The sequence below is a fragment of the Buchnera aphidicola (Aphis fabae) genome (assembly GCF_009069125.1).
Classification (GTDB): Bacteria; Pseudomonadota; Gammaproteobacteria; order Enterobacterales; family Enterobacteriaceae; genus Buchnera; species Buchnera aphidicola_BB.
Map to the genome: position 1 here is coordinate 127,236 of NZ_CP042427.1, position 26,041 is coordinate 153,276.

The window sequence follows — 26,041 nt, forward strand, 5'->3', positions numbered from 1 at the left end:
ATATTTAATTTAAATTTGCATTTAAACTTAAATTATTTATATAACTATTATTTTTTAAATTAATTTCAAAAAATACTATTTTGCCTGAATTGAGGAAAATAATATCTTATGATACGTATTATTCTTTTCTTATTAACTAACTTAGCGGTTACATCAACATTTGCTCTCATTCTTGCGATAACAGGAATTAATTCTGAAAGCATTTATGGTATATTAATTATTTCTGGTTTATTTGGTTTTAGTGGTTCGCTTGTATCACTTCTTATATCTAAATGGATTGCATTACGTTCAGTAAACGGTAGAGTAATTAAATCTCCTAGTAATGATACAGAAAAATGGCTAATTGAAACCATACGAAAACAAGCAATAAAAAAAGGAATAAAAACACCTCAAATTGCAACATATGATGCTGTTGGTATTAATGCATTTGCAACAGGTCCTCGACGTAATTCAGCATTAATTGCAGTATCTTCAGGGTTACTAGAAAACATGACTCGAAATGAAGCAGAAGCAGTTCTTGGACATGAAATCAGTCATATTGCTAATGGTGATATGATTACCATGAGTTTAATACAAGGAGTAGTGAATACCTTTGTTATTTTTATATCTCGTATTATTTCACAAATATTAAATAATACATTCTTAAGTAATAATGATGAAAATGAAAAAAATTCATTTTTTTTATTTATAATTTCAACAATATTAGAAATAACATTTGGCATGTTTGCAAGTGTTATAACTATGTGGTTTTCTAGGCATCGAGAATTTTACGCTGATGCTAGTTCTGCGAAATTAGTTGGTCGTGAAAAAATGATTGCTGCATTAAATAAATTAAAATCAAGTTATGAACCACAAGAATCTGATAGCATTATTGCGTTTTGTATTAATGGAAAATCTAAATCAACTGTTGAATTGTTTGCTTCGCATCCTTCTGTAGATAAAAGAATACAAGCTTTAAATAGTGGAAAATACATGTAAAATAAATCGAATAAAAAATTTCTCTTAGTAGAAATATATCTATTAAGAGAAAATATTCAATAAAATTTATCTTTTTTAGATTTTTTTAAGCTTGTTTTTTTATATAAAAACGTTTATAATCATTAGGAAAAAAAAATTATAGTTGAAAAAAGCAACAATTCTGTTTATGCATGGCATTTTAAAATTAAAAAATTTTAGAGTAGAAGACGTTAAAAACTTTTCTTAAAAAATCTTAAATTCATGCCTCATGCAGTAATGTTTCTAATTTCTGAACATAATCAAAAAATTAATAATTTCAAAGGAAAAAAAATGAGTAAGATTAAAGGTCAAGTTAAGTGGTTTAACGAATCTAAAGGTTTTGGTTTTATTACGCCATCAAATGGAACTAAAGATGTTTTTGTGCATTTTTCATCTATTCAAGGAAATGGTTTTAAAACACTATCAGAAGGACAAAATGTTGAATTTGAAATTCAAGATGGACAAAAAGGTCCTTCTGCTATTAACGTATGTTCTATATAAAAAAAATAAATAAAATCTTTTATACAAGACCTCTGCTAAAAATCAGAGGGCTTATTTTCTAAATATAAATTTTCTAATAATTAAAAACTATCAAATAATCAATAGTCCGTAAATTAAATTATTTCAGTATATAATATTTTAACTTTGCAGATAAATTCTCTCAAAATCTGTTTATTCAAACATATGATCTAGTTATATCTAAATGATTTTTTAATCTTCTTAAAAATAAAACATGTAATATTAATATATTAAATACTACGCTGTCCTATTTTTTTCTACGGAGTTTTTCTGATGGATTTTTTTTTAGAACCGTCAACTTGGGCCGGCTTATTAACACTAGTTGTTTTAGAAGTAGTGCTAGGAATTGATAATTTAATTTTTGTAGCAATTTTATCAGAAAAATTACCACCCAATCAAAGAGATAAAGCACGTTTGATTGGTTTAGGGTTTGCATTGATAATGAGATTGGGATTATTGTCACTAATATCTTGGGTTGTAACATTAACTTCTCCGATTATTAATAATAGATTTTTTGCCTTATCAGTTCGTGATTTAATTTTACTTATCGGCGGGTTATTCTTGTTGTTTAAAGCTACAATTGAACTTCATGAACGATTAGAAAATGAAGATCATGAAAACACAGAAAATAAAAATTATGCTGGATTTTGGGCTGTAGTTATTCAAATTGTTGTACTAGATGCAGTTTTTTCATTAGATGCTATTATTACAGCAGTGGGAATGGTTAATCAATTATTAATTATGATGATTGCAGTTATATTAGCTACAATACTTATGTTATTAGCTTCAAAAGCATTAACGAATTTTATTAATTTACATCAAACTGTTGTAGTTTTATGTCTTAGTTTTTTATTAATGATTGGTTTTAGTTTAGTTGCAGAAGCATTAAAATTTTCTATCCCAAAAGGATATTTATATGCAGCTATAGGATTTTCAATTTTAATTGAAATATTCAATCAAATAGCTCGACATAACTTTATGAAAAATCAATCTAGGAAACCCATGAGACAAAGAGCTGCTGAAGCAATTTTACGATTAATGATAAGAGAAAAAAATCAAAACAAAAATAATCAAAAAGCACAATTAGATAATAATGAAAAAACATCTATTGTTCCTTCATTAGAAACAGAAATGTTTAAAGATGAAGAAAAGTATATGATTAATGGAGTACTTACGTTAGCAGGACGATCAATTAAAAGTATTATGACACCAAGAAGTAATATATCTTGGGTTAATACAGAAAAAAATACCAACGAAATTCGAACTCAATTACTAGATACACCTCACAGTTTATTTCCAGTTTGTAAAGGTGAATTAGATGAAATTATTGGTATTGTACGTGCTAAAGAATTATTAGTAGCTATTGAAAAAAATATAGATGTTTATAAGTTTGCTGCCCAAATACCACCTATAATTATACCTGATACTCTTGATCCTATAAATCTTCTAGGTGTACTTCGTCGTGCTCAAGGAAGTTTTGTAATCGTTAGTAATGAATTCGGTGTAGTACAAGGTTTAATTACTCCATTAGATGTTTTAGAAGCCATAGCTGGAGAGTTTCCAGATGCTGATGAAACACCAGATATTATAAAAGAACAGAACAGCTGGTTGGTCAAAGGAGAAACAGATTTACATTCGTTACAACAACTACTAAATACAAAAGAACTTATTCAAGAAGACGATTGTGCTTCTTTAGGAGGATTGCTAATAGCTCAAAACGGCCAATTACCTATCCCCGGAGAAATAATTAATATTAATTCTTTTGCTTTTCATATTGTTAAAGCAACAGAATATCGTATTGATTTAGTTAGAATTATTAAACATTAAAATATTAATGATATTAAAAAATCAAAATTATTGTATTTTTTAAAAAATAAATTTTCTATTATAAAATAAATGAGTTTTGAATATTGAGAAAAGCATGTCTAATATAATTTTAGCAATTGATACTTCAATTAATTATTGCTCAGTAGCTATATATAAAAAAAAAAATATATATACATTATCAGATAAATGCAATAAAGAACATACTATAAAAATATTACCAATGATTCATAAAATATTATTAATTTCGAATATAAAGCTTACAGAAATTAATTATATAGCTTTTTCAAAAGGACCAGGTAATTTTACTGGAATACGAATTTCGACAGGTATTGCACAAAGTTTATCTTTAAGTTTAAAAATTCCTATTTTAGGAATTTCAACTTTATCCGTTATAGCTGAAAAAGCGTGGAGAAAATATAATCAAAAAAAAATACTAATTGCTATTCATGCTAAAACTGATAAGGTATATTGGGCTAAATATACTAGAGATAAAAAATTATTATGGATTGGAGAAAAAACAGAATCTTTGCTTAATTTTGATGAAATTAAAAAAAAAATCAAATATTTTAATAATGATTGGTTACTTGTTGGTGATGGATGGGAAAAAATGAAATGCAAAGATTTTGTAAAATTTAAAAAAATAAAAGTTATATCACCTAATGCAAAAGATATTATCCCATTTTCTTTATTTAATATAAAAAACAAAAACTTCTTACATGCTACTGAAGTAGTTCCTAATTATTTAAATAATATTTTTTAAATACACATATTTCAATATAAAAATGTCAATACTGAAATACTAAATATACTTCAGTATTGATCTAATTATTATATTTAATATAGATTAAATTTGATAAATTATTTTAATTTTTATATAATTGTTATAAATTGTCAATCCGGTAAAACAACATTCAACTCTAATATAGAAATTTCTTCATTTTTTTGTTCTAACTGTATTGTGACCATATTAGGTTCTATGTTTACATATTTACAAATTACAGAAAGTATTTCACGTTTTAATTGTGGAAAATAATCTGGTTCATTTTGAAATTTTCTTCGTTCTGCAACAATAATTTGCAATCTTTCTTTAGCTACGTGAGCAGTGTTTTTGTTCCGGGATAAAAAAAAATCTAATAAAGCCATATCTATCTCCCGAATAAACGTCGTAAAAAACTTCTTTTTTCTTCTTCAATAAAACGAAATTTATGATATTCACCTAGCAATCTGTTTACTGTATCAAAATAAGCATGTCCTGCATTAGAATTGTTATCTAAAATCACAGATTCTCCTTGATTTGATGCTCTTAACACAGAAGTATCTTCAGGAATTACACCAATAATTGGTATACGAAGTATATCTAATACATCATTCATACTTAACATTTCACCGTTTTTAACTCGTGTTGGATTATAACGTGTCAATAAAAGGTACTCCTTAATAGGAGTATTATTCTGTTCGGATCTTTTTGATTTAGATGATATAATTCCTAATATTCGATCGGAATCACGAACTGAAGAAACTTCTGGATTTGCAGTAATAATAGCTTCATCTGCAAAATATAATGATAAAATAGCTCCTTTCTCAATCCCGGCAGGTGAATCACAAATGATAAAATCGAAATCCATTTTAATTAACTCATTTAAAACTTTTTCAACTCCTAAATATGTTAAAGCATCTTTATCTCGAGTTTGAGATGCTGGTAAAATAAATAAATTTTTTGTTTTTTTATCTTTAATTAAAGCTTGATTAATTTTTGCCTCACCTTGAATAACATTAACAAAGTCATATACTACTCTACGTTCGCATCCCATAATTAAATCTAAATTTCTTAAACCTATATCAAAATCTATAACAACAGTTTTTTTCCCTTTTTTTGCCAAACCAGTAGCAATAGCAGCACTTGAAGTAGTTTTACCTACACCTCCTTTCCCTGAAGTAACTACAATAATCCGTGTCATATAAAAAGTTCCTAAAAATACACTTAACTAAGAGAATTTATAGTTAAAACTTTATTACTTAAATAAATTTGAGCTGATTTTCCAATAAATTTTAATGGTATTTGATCTGATAACCAGTATTCACCAGATATTGATAATAATTCAGCAAATAATGTTGTACAAAATATATTGCTTGTAATATCTCCATTAGCGCCTGCAAGTACTCTACCTCGTACTGATCCATAAATATGAATATTTCCATCAGCAACTAATTCAGCTCCAGCACTCACATTATTTGTGACTATTAAATCAGAATATTTAGCATATATTTTTTGACCTGAACGAACAGGTGTGTTTATAATATGTGTTTTTTCTGTCTTTTTTGTTATTCTTGTATTAATTGTATTTTCAAAATTATGTTTTTTATAAAAAAAACTAATGTTTTTATTGATATTATTTTCTGTATTTTCTGTTGTTTTTCCTTCTAATAAAACAGGTAAACCTGAATCAATAATAATTTTTTTAAGATATTTGTCTTTACAACCAGTTACACCTACAATAAAAAAACTGTGTGAAATAACAACTTCTTGTATTTTTCTCCAATTTGTTTGATTTAATGATAAATGTGATACATTAAGAATAATAGGTGCATTTTTAAAAAATTGAGGATATTCTTGAATTTTTTTATATAATGACTTATTAATTAAATCTATATTATTACTCTTTAGGTATAATACTAATAATGTGAAATTACTACCTTTTATTTCAATAGACGTTTTTTGCATATATATTGCTCAATAATTTATATTTATATGCATATTAAATGTACATGTATTATTTTTAAAAACTAATTAATAATGGATTTAATTAAATTATAATATAAATATCATTTGATAACAATTTCTATTTTTTAGAGTTTTTAGATAATTCAAAATATTTAAATACAATTAATATCATACAAAATTTATATCAATTCTATAAGTTAATAAAAAATATTAAATATTTTAATATAAACTTTATAAGGAAAATTAAAATCTTGTTATTTTCTCAAAATAGTCAAATTATTTTACGTCATCAAAATATTTTTAAAAATAAAAAAATTTTTTTTTCAGGCAATATACAAGATGAGTTACCAAAATATTTATCTAGTATAAAAACAGGTCTACACCTTAGTATAAATGATAATGTTTACATAAATAAAACACAAAATATTAATAAACCTAATATATATTATAATTTACTTGTATCAGAAAAAGTTGTAAAAAATTATAATACACTTATTTACTATTGGCCTAAAAGTAAATCAGAAGCAAAATTTCAATTATATAACCTATTATCTTGTTTTTCTATTGGAACTGAAATTTTTATTGTAGGAAATAACTCAAGCGGTGTAAAAAGTTCAATAAAAATATTAGAAAAATGGACAAAACTAAAAAAATTAGACAGTGCAAAACATTCTATTTTATTTTCAGGTATTCTTAAATATAAAACAAAATTCATATTAAAAAATTTTTTTAAAACACATATTTGGAAAGATTTATATATAAAATGTTTACCAGGAGTTTTTGGTTATAAAAAAATAGATTTAGGCAGTCAAATGCTTGCTTGTACTTTTTCTAAAAATATTCATGGTGAAATATTAGATATAGGATGTGGATCCGGATTCTTATCAGCGTATTTATTAAAAAAATCACCAAATTCTTTTGTAACTATGATAGATAATAAAGAATCTGCAATATTATCAAGCCAAGAAACTCTTGTTTCTAATCAACTAAAAGCACAAGTTCTATCTAGTAATCTTTACTCTAATATATCTAATAAATTTGATTTAATTATATCAAATCCACCATTCCATGATGATTTAAAAGTAAATTTTAATATAATTAACAATATTATAATTGATGCTGTAAAATACTTAAAATACAGAGGTGAGCTAAGATTTGTTGTGAATAGCTGTTTTAATTATGATTTTATTTTAAAGAAAAATTTTAAAAAATTTAGTATTATTAATAAAACGAGTCTATACAAAGTGTATCAAGCTTTATTAAATTAATTGTGAAAATGGTACCCGGAGCGGGACTTGAACCCGCAAAGCTTTTAAAGCCGAGGGATTTTAAGTCCCTTGTGTCTACCAATTTCACCATCCGGGCTTTTTTAGGCGTATCCCGGAATCGAACCGGGTTATACGGATTTGCAATCCGCTACATAGCCAATCTGTCAACACGCCTTATTTTCTTTATTATAGAAAAAAAAAAATAAAATTACAAACAAAATTTTATAAATATGAAAATATTTATATAAAAGTTTTATTAAAGTAAAAAAATTATCTTTACATTTTGCAATAGAATGTTTTAGAATTAATATTCTATAATTAATTAATTGAGATTAAATTAAATATTTATAATATGATGGAGAGGTGGCCGAGTGGCTTAAGGCAGCGGTCTTGAAAACCGCCGATGAGAAATCATCCGAGAGTTCGAATCTCTCTCTCTCCGAAAAACTATTAAATATAATTAATTAATATAATTAATTAATAATATCTCCTCAAAAAATCAAATTAAAAAATATTATTGATTAGCAGCAACCTCAATTTCTACGCGACGATCAGGCGCTAAACAACTAATTAATAAAGGTCTACTCTTTATACCTTTACATACTTGATCAGTTAAAGGGTACTGATTTCCCATTCCTTGAATATTTATTTGATTTTCAGATATTCCATGAGCAGTAAAATAATTTTTAATACTATACGCACGATCTTCAGATAATCTTTGATTATATTCTTTGTTACCTATTCTATCTGTATGACCTGAAAGTGTAATATAAATATTTTTTGATTTAATATTATTTATTTCATTGTCAATTTTTTTTAATTTATCATAAGATATAGGTCTTAATTCTGTACTATTAAAAGGAAAATTAATATTATCATTCAGTGCAATATATTGTTTGTTAGGAGATGTTTCTGGTGTATATGATGTAAATATATCATTAATATTAGATTTTCCAAATTTCCATGCAAAAGAAATAACTGCATCTCCTAAAGTAGGTTTTGATAAATTCATAAGTTTTTCCACACTACTTTTCCATGTATAATCAAAGCGAGTAATAAATTCATCATTAAAAATATATTCTGCACCTAAAGATAAACTAGGAAATAACAAACTATGCTTACTTACAATAGTTTTTAAATCTGATTTAGATGTTAGATTTTCCCAAAACATCATCCCTCCTAATCGCGTATATAGTCGGAAATCATCTGAAATAGGATATGATAATTTTGTTGAAATTTGAACATTATTAGCTTGCATAATGTCTTTAGATTTTTGGAACATTAAATGAGGAGATACTCCAGTTGTATCATTTTCTATTTCTAAACCAAAATATGGATTAAAGTCATATCCTAAAAATAATCCAAAAACAGGAGCATTTGTATTTTTATCATTACTTAAAGATTGAACTTCTTTATATTTTAAAAGATTAAAATTAGACCATCCAACTTTAGCACCTAAATACCATCCATCATTACTTTTTGATTGTACACTACTAACTAAGCTTACTAATAAAACTAGAATAGCAAGAGCTCTTTTTTTCATTTGAAAACTCCGTTTTGAGATAAATTAAAAAGAATTAAAAAAATAAATGATTGTTAAAATAAATTATAATTCATTTTTTATTATATAATAAATATTATATTAATAATATAAATCAATATGTTTATATCATTTATTATATGTTTATATTATTTATATAATATATATTGAAATTGAAATTTTATTTTTTATTTATTCAAATTATTTAAAAAAGATATTCCTAAAAAATATAAACTAATTAAATAAATTATTCCAGTAATGAATAAGATTGTAAATAAACGTATTATTTTAGTAACAAAAGAATTAATACCATATAGAGGTATAAAATATAACATAAAAATTAAGACAAATGTCATAGAAAATATTGCAATTAATAAACGGAAAATAAACATTAATTCATTAAAATTAAAATAAATCAGTCTTTTTTGATATAGTTTCCAATATAATAAGAAACAATTTATCCATCCAGATATGCTAAAAGATAAAGCTAAACCTGCATGTTGGAAATAGAAAATTAAACATGGATTTAATATTTGTGTTATCAATAAAGTAAAAAGCGAAATTCGTGTTGGAATATGTATTTCTTGGGATGCATAAAAAGCTGAAGATAAAATTTTAACTAAAACAAAAGAAACTAAACCAAAAGAATATAATTCTAATGCCTTTTGTGTCATCAACACATCAAAATCTGTAAATTTTCCATATTGAAATAAAATAACAATCAATGGTTTCGCAAGAATAAATAATACAATAGAAGCAGGTAAAGACAAAATTAAAGCAATACGACAGCCCCAATTAAGTAATTGCTTATACTCTTTTAATTTATTTTTTGAATAACTTTTTGATAAAGATGTAAATAAAATTGTACTTAAAGAAACACCTAGTATACCTATTGGAAATTCAATTAATCTATCAGCATAATACATCCAAGATATAGAACCTGAACTTAATAATGAACTAAAAATAGTATTAAAAATTAAAGAAATTTGATTTGCAGACGACCCAATAAGAGATGGACCTATTTTTTTTAATACTTTTAAAAGACCAATATCTTTAAAATTAAATTTTGGAAATATTAGCATATTTATTTGTGACAAATATGGAAGTTGATATACTAATTGAATAACTCCTCCCACAATAACAGACCAAGCTAATATTAGAATTGAAGGTTTAAAAAAACTATTAAAAAAAATAGAAAAAATAATAATCGTAATATTTAAAATACATGGTGCAAATGCAGGAATAGAAAAATAATTCCAACTATTTAAAATAGAAGAATATAAAGAAGACAAAGAAACTAATAAAACATAAGGAAACATAATTTCTAATAAAGTACAAGATATTTTAAATTTTTGAAGTGATTGAGTAAAACCTGGCGCACTAAATTTAATTAAATCATCAGAAAATGTTATTCCTAATATTATTATAATAGATAACAAAACAATAATTAAACCTGATAAAGATGCAATAAAATCTTTTGTATATTTTATTTTTTTATTTGATTTATAATATATTAAAATAGGAATAAAAGATTGTGAAAAAGCACCTTCAAAAAATAATCGACGTAATAAATTTGGAATCTTAAAAGCTACAAAAAAAGCATCAGTATAAATAGAAACACCAAAAATGTGAGCAATTATGAGATCTCTAAAAAAACCTAATATACGTGATATCAATGTCATAAAACTAAGAGAAAATAAAGATTTTAAAAGATTCATCTTAAACTAACCTAAAAAGTTCAAATATTATAATTTGAATTTAAAAAATATTTTATTTTAAACATGAATAAAATTTTCTTGCTTATGAAATATTGAACATGCTATAAAATAAAATATCATTAAATAATATTTATTATCCTTAAACTAAATCATTCAAAAATGTCCTCTTTAAACAAAATAAAAATAATTAAACCTGATGATTGGCATCTTCATCTCAGAGATGAAAAAATTTTAAAAAAAGTTTTAAAATATACTCAATTATTTTATAAACGTGCAATAATCATGCCTAATCTTAAAAAACCTATTATTAATTGTAAGAGAGCTATTGCTTATAAGCGTAGAATTATAGATGCATCTGAATTAACTACTACATTTGAACCATTAATGACTTGTTATTTAACAAAAGAAACTTCTTTACAAGAACTACAATACGGTTTTTCTAAAAAAATATTCATAGGAGCTAAATTATATCCTAATCAATCTACAACAAACTCAAAAACAGGTATAACTAAAATTAGTGAAATTTTTCATATATTAGAAATTATGCAAAAAATTAAAATGCCATTACTAATTCATGGAGAAGAAAATAATTTTAATATTGATATTTATGACCGAGAAGCTAAATTTATTGAAAAAACACTAATCCCATTACGTAAAATATTTCCAGAACTAAAAATAATATTAGAACATATTACTACTAAAGAAGCTGTTGATTATATTGAAGAAAATAATTCATCATATTTAGCAGGAACTATTACACCTCATCATTTAATGCTAAATAGAAACAATATGTTTATCAATGGAATTCAACCGAATTTGTATTGTTTACCTATTTTAAAAAGAAATATACATCAAAATGCTCTAAGAACAGCCATATCTAATGGAAGCACAAGATTTTTTTTAGGAAGTGATAGCGCACCACATCTTCATAAAAATAAAATTAATTTAATTGGATGTGCAGGAATATTCAATGCTCCATCATCTTTATTATGTTATATTACTATTTTTGAACAAATGAAAGCATTAAAACATTTTGAATCTTTTTGCTCAAAAAATGGACCAAATTTTTATAATATACCAATAAATAAAGAAAGTATTACATTAATAAAAAAACCTTATAAAATTTTAAAAAAAGTTAGTGTTGGAAAAGATTTTATTACACCCTTTTTATCCGGTGAAACAATGAATTGGTCGATTCTTTAAATATCACTAAAATTATTTAATATCTTTATAAAAATTTTGAAAATATTAATTATCTAAATTTCCATGAATATTATAAATCGAGTTATTATAAGATTTATAAACATTTAAAAAATTTTGATTTAAATAAAATTTGTTTTTTGTTAATTTTTTGTTTTTAAGGTTTATTTTGTTCAAAAGTATACATTTATTAATTATTTGATTTGAATAATGATTTAATTTATTAAATTTTAAATAAGGAGGAAAAATATTATAACTTTGTTCAAGCGATATGCGTATTTTTTTTGCATCAGTTAATTTATGTAACAAATTCTGTTTTTTTTCAATAATAGCAAATAATTTTTTCATATCAGTATGAGGATTTAATAAATTTTTATACTCTTCATGCATTGTTTCATCTAATAAAAGAAGAATGTTATCTATTTTTTGAAAAATATCGATTAATTTTTTCATTAATTTTCCATCTTTTAAAATGTACTATTTATAAAATATAATATTATTCACTTTATAAAACAACTATTACTTCTCTATTTTTATTAATTACTCCAGTAATAATCTTTCCATTTCTAACTTTTACACGTACTTTTTCCTTAATACCAGCATTATCTAATGCTTTACCAAAAGTAATAATTTCAAAATTCTTTCCTTTAATTTTCACAGTAACTTCTTGATTTGATATAACAGTCCAAAATACACGTGTCATAAAAGAGGTAATGGGTTGGAAAGGTAGAATATCACGTAAATTTACCCTATTGATAACATCTTTTTTATTTATATAAGTTCCATTAGGTAATTTATCTAAACGTCCTATTTTAACTTTTAAATCAGATTCACTTATTTTTGTGCCCCGAAGAATTTTTTTATTTGCTATAATATATTCTCCTGTGACTTGTAATTCTACTTTTAACAATTGATGTTTCTGATTACAAACATATAAAACATCAAATAAACCAAAATTATAAAAATTATTAGCTAATAAAAAGTATGGTTTTTTGCAAATTTGTTTTTTTTCAAATGGAGTATGTACTATTATTTTAAAATTATTTATATTAAGAGAATACTCTTGCTTAAAAAATTCATTTAAATGATTTATCAAATCATCAGCATTAATTTTAAAAGATAAAAAAAATAATAAAACAAAAAAAAATTTTACTAATTTCATTTTTTTCCTTATTAACTAGAATGCTCATTGACATTTAATTTATTAAGAATGACATAAATATCATATATTTTAATAGTTCGTTTTTAATAAAAAATATTAAGTAAAAATTTAATGTAAATATGTTTTAAAATTTAAAGTTTTTAAAAATTTATAATATAATCATAATTTATAAGTTTAAATTTTAAAATCAATTTAAAATAAATTTTGAATATTAGAATATTTGGTATTAAGAAAATAGAATATAACAATATTATTATTTTTAAAATAAGTTGATAAAATCAACTAAGGGCATGAATATGTTTGAAAAAATAAATAAAATGTTTAATTTAAATGAAAATTTATTAAATTTGTATGCTAAAAGAGAAGAAATTTTATCATCTAATATAGCTAATTCTGAAACACCTAACTATAAAGCAATGGATATTAACTTTAAAGATGCTTTTAAAAAAATATTAAAACAAAATAATTCTAATTCTTTTAAAATTACCTTACAACGAACTTCAGAGAATCATTTAACACCAAAATTACAAAAAAATAATATTTCTTTATTTTCCATCGAACCCATAAAAACTAAAAACATTAAGATTGATGGAAATACAGTAGACATGAATCGAGAACGAATTGAATTTATCAAAAATACTTTAAAATATGAAGAAAATTTAATATTTATAAAAAATGAGATTAAAAATATAATACATGTACTAAAAGGATAAAAAATATGTCTTTATTTAATATACTTAACATTGCAGGTTCGGCAATGACTGCACAATCAGAAAAAATAAATATTATTGCTACAAATTTAGCAAATTCAGAAAGTATAATATACAAAAATGGCAAATATTATCCATATATTGCAAAAAGAGTTATTTTTGAATCATCTAATTCGAATAAAACAGGAGTGGGAGGAGTAAAAATAGCAGCAATCGTTAATGATAAAAATCCAATACAAATGATATATGATCCTAATAATCCGTTGTCTAATACAAAAGGATATGTTTTAAAGTCTAATACTAATCCAATTACAGAAACAATAGATCATATTTCTGCTTCAAGAGCGTATCAAGCTAATATAGAAGTCTTAAAAACTGTAAAAAATATGATATTAAAAACATTATCTATCGGAGAATAAAGGAATAGAAAATGAGTAATATTAATATTAATTCTTCTATAAATAATAATATAATTGATAAAAGTACTAATGATTTAAATCATGCTTCTAATCCATTAGATTTACAAAATAATTTTTTAAGCTTATTAATTGCTCAAATTAAAAATCAAGATCCTACTGATCCCATTAAAAATACTGAACTAACATCGCAATTAGCACAAATTAATACAGCAACTGGAATTGAAAGATTAAATAATACTGTAGGAAACTTTTCTGATAAAATAAATCAAAATCAAAACATTCAAATATCTTCTTTAATTGGTCATCGCGTGATGATACCTAGTTCACAAATTGTACATACTAAAGATATCAATACAGAATTTGGAATAGATTTGATTAGTTATGCAACATCAGTTGAAATCAAAATATTAGATGGAAAGGGGAAAGTTTTACATGTAAAAAAAATCAACAATACAGAACCTGGAGTATACAGCTTTATATGGGATGGTTTAGATTTAGATAAAAAAACTGTTCCTACTGGAAAATACAATGTCAGTGTAGTAGCTAAAAATAAAGATAAAGATATTCCAATTCAAATTTTATGTGAAGCATTAGTACACAGTATTATTACTTCTTCTAGAGATCCTATAATAGATCTAGGTGTAATGGGAACGACAACATTATCAAAAATTCGTAAAATTTTTAAATAAATATTATACATTTAAAACAATTTAAAAATTAATTATTAAGGAATAAAAAATATGTCAACTATGGAAGCGATTAGTGGATTAATGGCAAATAGTAATAACATAGATGTTGTATCTAATAATATAGCAAATGCTTCTACTGTTGGATTTAAATCTAGTACTCTTTCTTTTTTTGATATAGTATCTAATTCATTTTACTCTAACAGATTAATCGGATCTGGTGTTGGCGTTTCTAACATGAGACAAAATTTTAGCAATGGAATATTAGTTCAAACAGGAAGAGATTTAGACTTAGGTATTGTGCAAGATGGTTTTTTTAGAGTATTAAATTCTAAAGGTTACGTATATTATACGAGAAATGGGCAATTTTTATTAGATAAAGATAAAAATATTGTCAATATGGAAGGAATGTATTTAACTGGTCAAAATCAATTTGATTTACACAACGATCTAAATAATATATCTAAATTAGAACCTATTAATTTAAAAAAATCTGAAATTCTTAAATCAAAACAAACAAATGTAATTAAATTAAATGCAGATTTAATTGAAAATGCTAATTCTACTAATAGTATAACAGGTTCTGATGACGATATATCAAATTTAGAAACAAATGATATTACTATTTATGATAAAAATGGAAAACCTCAAACTATAAGCATTTCTATTACAAAAGGAGATAATGAATGGATTTTAAAAATTCACTCAAATGATATAAATCATTCAAATGACGAAAAAATTGATCATACTATTCATTTAAAATTTGATTCTGAAGGTAAATTAATTTCTGATTCAACTATACCAATTAAATCAAAAATTTTTAAAAATCTTACTTTAAATATGGAATGTACACTTAGAAAATCAGAACATGATAATCATACAATACAACTTTCTCAAAATGGGTATCCAGAAGGTAATTTAAAATCTTTTGAAATTTTAAATAATGGTGAAATTATTGGGCAATATACAAATCAAAAAATAGAAAAAATTGGACAAATATTTTTATCAAAATTTGTTAACCCAGAAAAATTAAAACCTGAAAGTGGAAATGTTTGGTCTGCAACTCAAGAAGCTGGAAATGAAAACGTTGGAATAGCAGGAGATAAAGGATTTGGAATTATGATTTCAAAAACTTTAGAATCATCTAATGTTGATTTAAATAAAGAATTAATTAATATGATTGTAGCACAACGTAATTATCAATCTAGTGCACAAGCTTTTAAAACAGAAGATAAAATAATTAATACATTAATTAATTTAAGATAATTTTAAACATTAGGTATTTTAATGGAAAATACAATTTATCAATCAATGCAAGCAGCTATTCGATTATTAGAAAATCAAAATATTATTGCAAACAATTTAGCTAATGTATCTACTAATGGTTTTAAAGAAACATTTAATTTGATAATAAAAAATGAAAATGTAAATAATTTATATAAAACGCAAACACAAAAATATTATAATTTTTCAGAAGGTATACTCACTAACACACAAAGAAAATTAGATCTAATTATTAAAGAAAATGGCTGGTTAGTAATAAAAGATATGAATGGAAAAGAAGCATATACAAAAAATGGACATTTACAAATAAATGCACAAGGACAACTTACCATTCAAAACTACAAAGTAGTTATAAATCAAGGCGATATAAAAATACCAAATAATATAAATATAAAAATTTTATCTGATGGTACAATTAAAAAAATCGAAGAAAAAGAAGATAAAATTTTTGAAAAAACAATAGGATCATTAAAATTAGTACGTTTTCCAAAAAACAATCTTATTCAAAAAGATAATGGACTGTTTTATTTAAAAAATCATACATTAAATCAAAATTTAAAAGTACCACACGATGACACTGTACGTGTACAATCAGAAGTATTAGAAGCAAGTAATGTTAATCCGACTAAAAACATGGTTGATATGATATCAAATGCTAGAGCGTTTGATATGAATATGAAAATGATATCAATGTACGATCAAAATACAGAACGAGCAAATCAATTATTTAATGTTAATAATTAAAAGGATAAAAGTATGATTCCTTCTTTATGGATTTCTAAAACAGGTCTTGATGCACAACAAATTAATATGAATGTTATTTCTAATAATTTAGCAAACGTTAGTACAAACGGATTTAAAAGGTCTAGAGCAGTTTTTGAAGACTTAATGTATCAAACAATACGACAAGCAGGTACAAATTCGTCTATTGATACAACTTTACCTTCAGGATTACAAATAGGTACCGGGGTAAGACCTGTTGCTACTGAAAGAATTCATAGTCAAGGAAATCTATCTAAAACAGATTCTTCAAAAGATGTAGCTATTAATGGACCAGGTTTTTTTCAAGTACAATTGCCAGATGGAAATACAGCATATACAAGAGATGGTTCATTTCAGTTAGATCAAAATGGTCAGCTAGTAACTAATAGTGGATTTACAGTAGTACCTGAAATAAATATTCCACCTAATTCGACAAATATTAATATAGCAAGAGATGGTATTGTAAGTGTAGTTACACAAGGACAAACTCAACCAATTTCTATCGGTCAATTAAATTTAATTAACTTTATTAATGATTCTGGATTAGAAAGTCTAGGAGAAAACTTATATCAAGAAACACAAGCATCTGGAAGCCCAATAGATACCACGCCAGGTCTAAATGGAACAGGTTTGTTATATCAAGGGTATGTTGAAACATCTAATGTTAACGTTGCTGAAGAATTAGTAAATATGATTCAAACTCAACGAGCTTATGAAATTAATAGTAAATCTATAAATACTTCAGATCAAATGTTGCAAAAATTATCTCAATTATAACAATTGATCTTTATACTAAAAATGAATTTAAAAATTTATATATTAAAATTTTTTTATTAAGGATCATTTTTCTGTGGTAAAGTTATTTAGTTATAAAATTAAATATTATTTAACTATTCTTGCTTTATTAGCGATTCAAAGTTGCGCTTCTGTTGAACATCAACCTTTAGTTAGTGGGATTACTACAGCTATAGCTCCAAATGTTTTTCCTAAAACTACAAATGGTTCTTTATTTCAAGAAACGACACCTATCAATTATGGCTATCAACCACTATTTGAAGACCATCGATCTCATAATATTGGAGATACAATAACTATTGTATTACAAGAGAATATCAGTGCAAGTAATAGTTCTTCTTCTAATATGAGCCGAAATGGTACGGCAAATTTAGGCATGACAATTACACCAGGACAATTAAATCCTATATTAGGATTTAATATTAATGAAAGTAAAACAGGATTTGATAGTATAGGAAAAAATGATTTTTATGGAAAAGGTAGTCATTCAGCTAAAAATACATTTACAGGTCTCATTACTGTAACTGTAAAAAAAGTACTTCCAAATGGAAATTTACAAGTAGTTGGTGAAAAACAAGTGGCTATTAATGAAGGAATAGAATTTATTCGATTTTCAGGAGTCATTAATCCTCATAACATTAATAAAAACAATTTAATTGCTTCAACTCAAATTGCGGATACACGTATTGAATATGTCAGTAATAGTCGAATGAATGAAACTCAAAAAATGGGTTGGTTACAACGATTGTTATTAAAAATTTCTCCTATTTAATATTAAAAATTAAAAAATAAAATTCTTAATATCATTTAAACTCATAAAGGATAGAAAATAATCCTTTATGAGCAAAGATTTTATATAAAATTAAAAATTATTCATAAATGACATATTATATATTTTGTATATAATATATATTTAAAAATAGAATTAATAAAGTAAATGTATAAGGTATTTTATGTTTAAGATAATATCGTTATTAAAATTTATTATTTGTATTTTAATAAGTTTTTATTCTTTTGCTCATGCCGAAAAAATACGTGATTTAACTAGTATTGAAGGTATAAGAGATAATCAACTAATTGGTTATGGTTTAATAGTAGGTTTAGATGGAACTGGTGACCAATCAACACAAGCCCCATTTACTAACCAATCATTATATAATATGCTTTCTCAATTAGGTGTTACGATTCCACCAGATACTAATTTACATTTAAAAAACGTAGCAGCTGTAATAGTTACAGCAAAATTACCTCCATTTAGCCATACAGGAGAACAAATAGATGTAGTCGTTTCTTCTATGGGGAATGCAAAAAGTCTTAAAGGAGGAACACTACTAATGACTCCTTTAAAAGGAACTGATAATCAAATTTATGCAATTGCTCAAGGAAATATATTAGTATCTGAAAAAAGTAATTCTCAAAAAAAAAATAATCCCATGATACTTAATCAAGTAAATTCAGGAAAAATTCATCATGGAGCAACAATTGAGAAAGAAATAAATACTAATTTTGGAAAGAAAAAAATAATTAACCTACAATTAAATCAAGAAGATTTTAGTATTGCACAAAAAATAAGTGATATGATTAACATAAAGTATCCAGATACAGCTATCGCAATAAATTCTAAAACAGTACAATTAAATACATATGCTAATAATACAATACAAGTTCATATGCTTTCTAATATTCAAGATATAGATATTTCAATGCCATCACAAGAAGCAAAAGTAATAGTCAATCCTCGGACTGGTTCAATTGTTATGAATAAAGAAGTAAGATTAGGAACATGCATTGTTTCTCATAAAAATTTATCTGTAATAGTTAATAAAATAATTAATACAAATAATCATTTAAGTTTTTCACGCTCATCATTAAATGATAAATCAAATTTGTTAACAAGTATTAATGATAAAAATTATCTTGAAAATGAAACACTTAATAATGAAAGTTTGAATAACATAGTACGAGCATTAAATTCTTTAGGAACTAAGCCTGATGAATTAATATCTATTCTTCAATCAATGAAAAGTGCAGGTTGTCTTTACGCGAAATTGGAAATTATTTAATGCAAAACAATTTATATTTATTTAATATAACAAACTACCATGCTAAATTAGTCGATGATTTAAAATATCAAGTAAAAATTAATCCTCAAAAATATTCCTTAGAAACTGCTAAGCAAGTTGAAGGTATTTTTATTCATATGTTATTGAAAAGTATGAGATATTCCTTGACAGAAGGGAATTTATTAGATAACGATCAAAGTCGTTTATATACGGAAGTATATGATGAGCAAATTTCAAAAGAATTAACTAAAAAAGGTATTGGATTATCAGATATTATTTTAAAACAAATTGAACAAAAAAAACTACATATATAACAATTTCTTAAGGGGAGCTATATGAGTTCCATATTAACTTCTACTATTTCTAATATTAATGCTATACAAATATTAATTGATAATACATCAGAAAAAGTTTTAAATCCAAATTATAGAAATTCATCAGAACGTGTTTCAGTAGAGAATAATATAGATGAATCTAATGCTAATGCAGGAGTAAGAATACAAAAAGTATATGATGAATATAATAATTTTATTGAAGAAGAAAAACGAAAAACCAGTGAACGAGTACAAGATGAACAGACACGTATTGAAGAATATTTAAAATTAGAAGATTTATTTATTGAGAAAATACATGTATTTAATGACTTGATGAATAAATTATACTCTTCTATACAGGAAAATATTGTTAATAGAAATCAAAATGTATTTAATGAAGAAATTGAAACTAATTTAAAAAATATTATAAGTGAATTAAAAATTTTTCATGATAAATTAAATTTATTAGAAAATGATGTTAGAAATAATATATTAGAAAAAATAAAAAAAGCAAATATCTTAATTAATAAAATTTATAATCTCAACATTGATATTCACTATTTTCCAGTAAAAGAAGCTCCTAACGGTATATACAAATATATTGCTGAGAGGGATCAACTAGTCGATGAGTTAAATGATATTATCGGTGTTACAGTAATTAAAGATAATGATAATTTTGAAGTACGCTTAAATAGTGGTATGTCTCTTATCAAGAATGATAAAAAGAAAAATTTAATGATTTTAACATCTAATACTGATGAAAAATATGTTAGTGTTGCATATTGGGATGAAAATGAAAAAAAACTTAAAAAAATGGAACATATGATTCCAAGTGGATCTTTAGGTGGACTTTTTTCATTTCGAAGAGAAGAGTTAAAAAATGCTAAAAATAAACTTGGACAACTAACTGTAAATTTTGCTGATAGTATCAATGAAAATCATACATTAGGATATGATTTACTTGGTAACATTGGAAAACAAGTATTTAATATCAGTGAACCTCAAATTATATCTAGTTCAAAGAATCAATCAAATCCTTTTACTTCTATTAAATGGATGTCTACTAACGAAGCAGAAGATACTGATTATGTAGTATCTATGAGAAATAATCACTGGATAGTTCAAAGATTACGCGATCAAACAATATTTGAACCAGAAATATATCAAAATAATAATAATACATATCTTACTTTTGATGGAATGGAGTTAAAAATTGAAGGAAATAACAACGAAGGTAATATGTATATGATCAAACCATATGCTAAAACATTAGATGAACTAGAATTGCTAATTGTAGAAAATAGTCCATTTGCATTTTCCTCAACAAATGATATTAGTCAGCAAAATAAAAATAACGCAATTATCATACAGAATTTAAATAAAGATAAATTAGTAAATAAAAAAGATACATTAGGTATGTCTTATCTGAAATTTTTAAAATCTATATCTTATAAATGTAATGATCTTGAAGAAAAAGTTCCTTTTAAACGTCAAATGATTAAAATATTACAAAATAAAAAATTATCAGTATCTGATGATATAAATGAAGATTATCAAAAGCTTAGTTACGAACAAAAATGTTATATTGCAAATGTGAAAATCTTAAAAATGGCTGAAAGTATTTTCAATGATATTATTGATTGTTATAGTTAATATTTATAAGTTTTTCTCAAAATAAAAACTTACTTTAAAAAGTAAGTTTTTATTTTTTATATTTATTTTTTTTAATAATGAATTAATTTATTTTTGAATATTTAATATAAAGTACAATAATTTATAAAAAAATAATTTTATTCAGTTTTAGTAATAGGTGAAGTAGAAAAATTAGTTGCAGAATGTGCTCCGGCAGAACTCTTTTTTTTATTTGGTTTTACTAAAAAAATTGAAGATTTTATTATTTTTTTATGTTTATTAGAAAGTGTGTTATTAAAAATTTTAGTAATAGGTGCATAAGCTTGATTTTTGTTTTTTTCTTTATTTAAATTTTGATTACCTAAAATTTTTTTTTGATTTGATGTTAACATATGATCTTTGTTATAAGATAATTTATTTTTTTTTCTTTCTTGAATTATATTTAGATCTTGAAAATTTTTTTTAATTTTATAAAAACAATTTTTTTTATTTTCTTTTAAATTATTAAATTGTTTTAATGATATATTTTTTTTAATAATATTATTGTATTCATAAACAGACGAAATATTTATTTTTTTTTTAACACTTAAATTGTTATCTTTTTTTATTGTATTAACTTTTATTAATGAAGTTTTACACCAAACTCTTCCTAATGCTAATTCTAATGAAAAAATAATACTAGTACCAATTAATGTTGAAGAATTAATAGAGCATAAATTAATAAATTTATTTTTTAAAGGTCTTAAATTTTTAATATTAGACGTGTTATGAAGTTGTAAAATAATAGAATTTTCATTTTTAATTAAATTAATATATTTATCTTGATTTTTAATAATATTTTTTTTCTGAGCAATGATGTTTTTAAAGAACACTGCTTTTTTTAAAAAAATATTGTTTTTTGTATTATTTAAATTCAACTTAAAAAGGTTAAATTGTTCCATATAATAAATAATATTAACTTTTTTTAAATAGTTATTATTAACAGATATATTATATTTTGTTTGTTTAAATGAATTAAGTTTATTGTTTTTTTTAATTTTATCATCTATAGATATAAGATTTATATTATTTTTAGTGTTATTACTTGAAAAGTTATTTTCTTTCTTGAAAAAAATATTATTTTTATACTGAAAAATATTTTTTTTCAATACTTCACTCTTAATAAAAATATTTTTTATAAAAAAAGACCCTTTTATCCAGGATATAAAATTAATCAAAAAATTATTATAAATACTTTTTTTAGATACTTTGTTCTTAATAATATTTTTTGGATTGACAGAATAATTAAATAATGTGCTATTTTTTAAAAATGGTTTCGATTTAATTTTTTTTTCTATAATTTCCCTTTTAATATGTTTTAAATTTTTATTCTTTAAAACACTAGAAAGATAGTAACTCATTGATGGTATATGTTCCCCTTTTCTAATTCTAGAAACAAGATAATGAGGAGTTTTCATATTTTTATTAGGAACAATAATTGTTTTCCCACCGGCCTGTCTTTTTTCAATTGCATGTACTGCATCTCGTTTTTCGTTTAACAAATAACAAGCAATTTCTATAGGTACAATAGCATGTACTTCATATGTATTCTCTTTTAATGCTTCTTCTTCAATTAAACGTAAGATTGATAAAGATAAAGATTCATTATCTCTGATAGTACCTGTTCCTGTACATCTAGGGCAAATATGATGACTAGATTCACCTAAAGACGAGCTCAGTCTTTGTCTAGACATTTCTAATAAACCAAATCTAGAAATATTACCAATTTGAACACGTGCTCGATCTTCTCGTACAATTTCTCGAAGTTTGTTTTCAATAGATTTTTGATTGATTATAGGCGTCATATCTATAAAATCAATTACTATTAAACCACCTAAATCTCGCAACCTTAATTGTCTCGAAATTTCTTCAACTGCTTCTAAGTTTGTATTAAATGCAGTTGCTTCAATATCCACACCACGTGTAGAACGAGCTGAATTAATATCAATAGCTGTTAAAGCTTCTGTAGTATCTACTGTAATTGAACCGCCGGAAGGAAGTCGGACTTTTCTTTGAAAAGCAGAATTGATTTGAGATTCAATTTGATAATAACTAAATAAAGGAATCTCGCCAGTATAGAGTTTTATTTTATTAATAAAATCTGGACGACCTAAAGAAGAAATATGTTCTCGAGCTATATTAAGTGTCTGAGGATTATCAATTAAAATTTCACCAATATCTTGGCGTAAATAGTCTCTAAATGCACGAAAAATTACATTATTTTCTTGATGAATTAAAAATGGTGCAGATCTACTTTCTGAAGCTTTTTGAATAGCATCCCAGTGTTTTAATCTAAGAGATAAATCCCATTGCAATGATTTTATAGATTTTCCAACTCCCGCTGTTCTAATAATTAAACCCATATTTTTAGGTAGTTTTAAAGAAAATAATAATTCTTTTAATTCAATTCGATCATTGCCTTCAACTCTTCTAGATATGCCAGTAACATTAGGACTATTAGGCATTAACACTAAATAACTTCCTGCTAGGGTAATAAAAGTAGTCAAAGCTGCACCTTTATTTCCTCTTTCTTCTTTATTTATTTGAACTATAAGCTCTTTTCCTTCTTGTAAAATATTTTTAATATTTAAACGTACATTACTCTTATAATTTTTCGGGAAATATTTTTCAGAAATTTCTTTTAAAGGTAAAAACCCATGTTTTTCTATCCCATAATCTACAAAAGCAGCTTCTAAGCTAGGTTCTATACGAGTAATTTTTCCTTTATATATATTTGATTTTTTTTGTTCTGATCCGGAATTTTCTATATCAAGATCATATAAACGCTGACCATCAACAAGAGCAACACGCAACTCTTCCTGCTGAGTTGCGTTAATTAACATTCTTTTCATTGTAACATTTTCTCTCTTATTTTTATAAATAAGTAAATACATCAACAGGAAATATATACTTTTAAAAAATTAATATTTTATTATCTAACTATGATTTTTATTTAAAATATATATAAAAATAAGTTGTTTTAAAATACTATAAAAATAACTTAAAAATTAATAAATATTATTTTTTCTATAATTTAAAATCATAAATAATTTAATTATTGATACTAATATATTTATATATTTAATTATATTATAATTAATAAAAATTAAAAAAATTACTTAATTATAGAGATTTTTTTAATGACATATAAAATATTATCTGCATCTATTATATATATTAATGAAGATATGATAAATCAACGAATTGATAATTTTTTGAAAAAAAAATTTAAAAATATACCAAAAAGTATGATTTACCGTATTATTAGAACAGGAAAGATTCGAATTAATAAAAAACGAATAAAACCAAATTATAAATTAAAAATTGGAGATCATTTAAAAGTTCCTTCGATAAAGATTTTAATCGAAGAAAAAACCTGCTTTCATGTTAATAATTATGAAAAAAATTTATTAAATAATATACTTTATGAAGACAACTATTTACTAATAATAAATAAACCTTCTGGTATTGCAGTACATGGTGGAAGCGGTATTAATTTTGGAGTCATAGAATACTTTCGAAATATTCGTCCACTAGATAAATTTCTTGAGCTTGTACATCGTATTGATCGAGAAACATCAGGTATATTAATTTTAGCGAAAAAAAGAACATCTCTTGTATCTATGCATCAACAAATAAGAGAAAAAAAAATAAAAAAAGAATATGTTGCGTTAGTACATGGTTTATGGCCACATGATTTAAAAAAAATATCAGCACCTTTATTAAAAGTTCATCTAAAAAATAAACAAAAAAAAATGTTAATTAGTAATAATGGAAAAACTTCAGAAACTTATTTTAAAATAAAAAAACAATATTCTTTTACAACATTAATGTCTATTTTTCCTCAAACAGGTAGAACACATCAAATTCGAGCACATACTTTACATGCAGGACATCCAATATTATTTGATAAACGTTATGGAAACTCGGATTTAGATAAATTAATTAAAAATAAAATTAATTCTAATAGACTTTTATTGCATGCTATTTCAATTGATTTTACACATCCAAATAATGGTAATATATTACATATAGAAGCACCATTAGATATGAATATTAGAAATTTTCTACAAACTCTTGTATGATGGTATTAAAAAAGAATTTATTTTTATCTAACAATATTCACAGAGAAAAAACAATATGGCTGTACAAAAAAATAAACCTACTCGTTCTAAAAGAGGTATGCGTCGTTCACATGACGCTTTAAAAAACATATCATTATCTATAGATAAGTTTTCTGGAGAAACACATATTCGACACCATATAACTCAAAAAGGATTTTATAAAGGTAAAAAAGTTATTTAAAAAAACATCAATAACGGTATTTTAAAAAATACCGTTTTATAAAAAGTGAGTTTTAATATTAAATATAATTTATTTTTAAA

The 26,041-nt window shown here is 23.9% G+C and carries 26 protein-coding genes and 3 tRNA genes; 19 read left to right on the forward strand and 10 right to left on the reverse strand.

All coding sequences use genetic code 11. The features are described 5' to 3' along the window. The first annotated feature begins 108 nt into the window (after positions 1-108). From htpX to tsaB, 4 genes are all read left to right on the forward strand, one after another. A complete protein-coding gene (gene htpX / locus FQV33_RS00570) occupies positions 109-978 on the forward strand; it encodes a protease HtpX (protein ID WP_158347661.1) in 870 nt (289 codons plus the stop codon). 309 nt (positions 979-1,287) lie between these two features. Continuing rightward, the gene (gene cspC / locus FQV33_RS00575; protein WP_158347663.1) at positions 1,288-1,497 is read left to right on the forward strand and encodes a cold shock-like protein CspC; all 210 of its coding nucleotides are present in this window, start codon (positions 1,288-1,290) and stop codon (positions 1,495-1,497) included. A 291-nt stretch (positions 1,498-1,788) separates the two neighbouring features. Beyond that, positions 1,789-3,342 carry a TerC family protein gene (locus FQV33_RS00580; RefSeq protein WP_158347665.1) on the forward strand — a complete coding sequence of 518 codons (1,554 nt, stop codon included), beginning with the start codon at positions 1,789-1,791 and terminating at the stop codon, positions 3,340-3,342. 94 nt (positions 3,343-3,436) lie between these two features. Beyond that, positions 3,437-4,102: a tRNA (adenosine(37)-N6)-threonylcarbamoyltransferase complex dimerization subunit type 1 TsaB gene (tsaB, locus tag FQV33_RS00585; protein WP_158347667.1), complete on the forward strand. Its 666-nt coding sequence runs from the start codon at positions 3,437-3,439 to the stop codon at positions 4,100-4,102. A 131-nt stretch (positions 4,103-4,233) separates the two neighbouring features. On the opposite strand, the gene minE is transcribed toward tsaB, so the two are convergent. From minE to minC, 3 genes are read right to left on the reverse strand one after another with little or no spacing between them, the layout of a single operon-like run. Then, a complete protein-coding gene (gene minE, locus FQV33_RS00590) occupies positions 4,234-4,485 on the reverse strand; it encodes a cell division topological specificity factor MinE (RefSeq protein ID WP_158347668.1) in 252 nt (83 codons plus the stop codon). Positions 4,486-4,487: 2 nt separating this feature from the next. Next, positions 4,488-5,300: a septum site-determining protein MinD gene (gene minD / locus FQV33_RS00595; protein ID WP_158347669.1), complete on the reverse strand. Its 813-nt coding sequence runs from the start codon at positions 5,298-5,300 to the stop codon at positions 4,488-4,490. A gap of 23 nt (positions 5,301-5,323) precedes the next feature. After that, entirely contained in the window at positions 5,324-6,064 is a 741-nt protein-coding gene (gene minC, locus FQV33_RS00600; protein ID WP_158347670.1) for a septum site-determining protein MinC, read from the reverse strand. A gap of 251 nt (positions 6,065-6,315) precedes the next feature. Between minC and rsmC the strand changes: the two genes are divergently transcribed. Continuing rightward, positions 6,316-7,332 carry a 16S rRNA (guanine(1207)-N(2))-methyltransferase RsmC gene (gene rsmC / locus FQV33_RS00605; RefSeq protein ID WP_158347671.1) on the forward strand — a complete coding sequence of 339 codons (1,017 nt, stop codon included), beginning with the start codon at positions 6,316-6,318 and terminating at the stop codon, positions 7,330-7,332. Positions 7,333-7,341: 9 nt separating this feature from the next. Here the strand turns inward: rsmC and FQV33_RS00610 are convergent. Beyond that, a tRNA-Leu gene (locus FQV33_RS00610) sits at positions 7,342-7,429 on the reverse strand. Positions 7,430-7,435: 6 nt separating this feature from the next. Beyond that, a tRNA-Cys gene (locus FQV33_RS00615) sits at positions 7,436-7,506 on the reverse strand. A 183-nt stretch (positions 7,507-7,689) separates the two neighbouring features. Between FQV33_RS00615 and FQV33_RS00620 the strand changes: the two genes are divergently transcribed. Further along, a tRNA-Ser gene (locus FQV33_RS00620) sits at positions 7,690-7,774 on the forward strand. A 72-nt stretch (positions 7,775-7,846) separates the two neighbouring features. Here FQV33_RS00620 and FQV33_RS00625 read toward each other — a convergent pair. Next, positions 7,847-8,875: an OmpA family protein gene (locus FQV33_RS00625; protein ID WP_158347672.1), complete on the reverse strand. Its 1,029-nt coding sequence runs from the start codon at positions 8,873-8,875 to the stop codon at positions 7,847-7,849. A gap of 185 nt (positions 8,876-9,060) precedes the next feature. Next, on the reverse strand, positions 9,061-10,590 hold the full coding sequence (gene murJ / locus FQV33_RS00630) for a murein biosynthesis integral membrane protein MurJ (protein ID WP_158347673.1): 1,530 nt from the start codon (positions 10,588-10,590) through the stop codon (positions 9,061-9,063). A gap of 159 nt (positions 10,591-10,749) precedes the next feature. Between murJ and pyrC the strand changes: the two genes are divergently transcribed. Next, positions 10,750-11,793: a dihydroorotase gene (pyrC, locus tag FQV33_RS00635; protein WP_158347675.1), complete on the forward strand. Its 1,044-nt coding sequence runs from the start codon at positions 10,750-10,752 to the stop codon at positions 11,791-11,793. 45 nt (positions 11,794-11,838) lie between these two features. Here the strand turns inward: pyrC and flgN are convergent, their stop codons facing one another. Both flgN and flgA read right to left on the reverse strand, forming a co-directional pair. Next, positions 11,839-12,243 (reverse strand): flagellar export chaperone FlgN, encoded by a 405-nt coding sequence (flgN, locus tag FQV33_RS00640; RefSeq protein ID WP_158347677.1) that lies wholly within the window; start codon positions 12,241-12,243, stop codon positions 11,839-11,841. 52 nt (positions 12,244-12,295) lie between these two features. Beyond that, on the reverse strand, positions 12,296-12,952 hold the full coding sequence (gene flgA / locus FQV33_RS00645; protein WP_158347679.1) for a flagellar basal body P-ring formation chaperone FlgA: 657 nt from the start codon (positions 12,950-12,952) through the stop codon (positions 12,296-12,298). Positions 12,953-13,248: 296 nt separating this feature from the next. Here flgA and flgB point away from each other — a divergent pair, with 296 nt between their 5' ends. The 10 genes from flgB (at position 13,249) to FQV33_RS00695 (ending at position 21,638) form a co-directional block, all read left to right on the forward strand. Then, positions 13,249-13,665, forward strand: a complete 417-nt coding sequence (gene flgB / locus FQV33_RS00650; RefSeq protein WP_158347681.1) for a flagellar basal body rod protein FlgB — start codon at positions 13,249-13,251, stop codon at positions 13,663-13,665. Between the two features lie 5 nt (positions 13,666-13,670). Beyond that, positions 13,671-14,081 (forward strand): flagellar basal body rod protein FlgC, encoded by a 411-nt coding sequence (gene flgC / locus FQV33_RS00655; RefSeq protein WP_158347683.1) that lies wholly within the window; start codon positions 13,671-13,673, stop codon positions 14,079-14,081. An 11-nt stretch (positions 14,082-14,092) separates the two neighbouring features. Beyond that, complete coding sequence (locus FQV33_RS00660; protein WP_158347685.1) at positions 14,093-14,770, forward strand: flagellar hook assembly protein FlgD; 678 nt, start codon at positions 14,093-14,095, stop codon at positions 14,768-14,770. A 51-nt stretch (positions 14,771-14,821) separates the two neighbouring features. After that, entirely contained in the window at positions 14,822-16,033 is a 1,212-nt protein-coding gene (locus tag FQV33_RS00665; protein ID WP_158347687.1) for a flagellar hook protein FlgE, read from the forward strand. Positions 16,034-16,054: 21 nt separating this feature from the next. Further along, on the forward strand, positions 16,055-16,795 hold the full coding sequence (gene flgF / locus FQV33_RS00670) for a flagellar basal-body rod protein FlgF (protein WP_158347689.1): 741 nt from the start codon (positions 16,055-16,057) through the stop codon (positions 16,793-16,795). A gap of 12 nt (positions 16,796-16,807) precedes the next feature. Then, the gene (gene flgG, locus FQV33_RS00675) at positions 16,808-17,590 is read left to right on the forward strand and encodes a flagellar basal-body rod protein FlgG (RefSeq protein WP_158347691.1); all 783 of its coding nucleotides are present in this window, start codon (positions 16,808-16,810) and stop codon (positions 17,588-17,590) included. Positions 17,591-17,663: 73 nt separating this feature from the next. Beyond that, positions 17,664-18,380 (forward strand): flagellar basal body L-ring protein FlgH, encoded by a 717-nt coding sequence (locus tag FQV33_RS00680; protein ID WP_158347693.1) that lies wholly within the window; start codon positions 17,664-17,666, stop codon positions 18,378-18,380. 181 nt (positions 18,381-18,561) lie between these two features. Continuing rightward, positions 18,562-19,671 (forward strand): flagellar basal body P-ring protein FlgI, encoded by a 1,110-nt coding sequence (locus tag FQV33_RS00685; RefSeq protein WP_158347696.1) that lies wholly within the window; start codon positions 18,562-18,564, stop codon positions 19,669-19,671. Further along, positions 19,671-19,985, forward strand: a complete 315-nt coding sequence (locus FQV33_RS00690; protein ID WP_158347698.1) for a rod-binding protein — start codon at positions 19,671-19,673, stop codon at positions 19,983-19,985. The genes FQV33_RS00685 and FQV33_RS00690 overlap by 1 nt, the downstream gene beginning before the upstream one ends. Before the next feature lie 21 nt (positions 19,986-20,006). Continuing rightward, entirely contained in the window at positions 20,007-21,638 is a 1,632-nt protein-coding gene (locus FQV33_RS00695) for a FlgK family flagellar hook-associated protein (protein ID WP_158347700.1), read from the forward strand. Between the two features lie 137 nt (positions 21,639-21,775). Here the strand turns inward: FQV33_RS00695 and rne are convergent, their stop codons facing one another. Continuing rightward, the gene (gene rne / locus FQV33_RS00700; RefSeq protein WP_158347702.1) at positions 21,776-24,508 is read right to left on the reverse strand and encodes a ribonuclease E; all 2,733 of its coding nucleotides are present in this window, start codon (positions 24,506-24,508) and stop codon (positions 21,776-21,778) included. A 288-nt stretch (positions 24,509-24,796) separates the two neighbouring features. Between rne and rluC the strand changes: the two genes are divergently transcribed. Together rluC and rpmF are read left to right on the forward strand one after the other, a co-directional pair. Further along, on the forward strand, positions 24,797-25,741 hold the full coding sequence (rluC, locus tag FQV33_RS00705) for a 23S rRNA pseudouridine(955/2504/2580) synthase RluC (RefSeq protein ID WP_158347704.1): 945 nt from the start codon (positions 24,797-24,799) through the stop codon (positions 25,739-25,741). A 55-nt stretch (positions 25,742-25,796) separates the two neighbouring features. Beyond that, the gene (gene rpmF / locus FQV33_RS00710) at positions 25,797-25,961 is read left to right on the forward strand and encodes a 50S ribosomal protein L32 (protein WP_158347707.1); all 165 of its coding nucleotides are present in this window, start codon (positions 25,797-25,799) and stop codon (positions 25,959-25,961) included. Positions 25,962-26,041 lie beyond the last annotated feature (80 nt).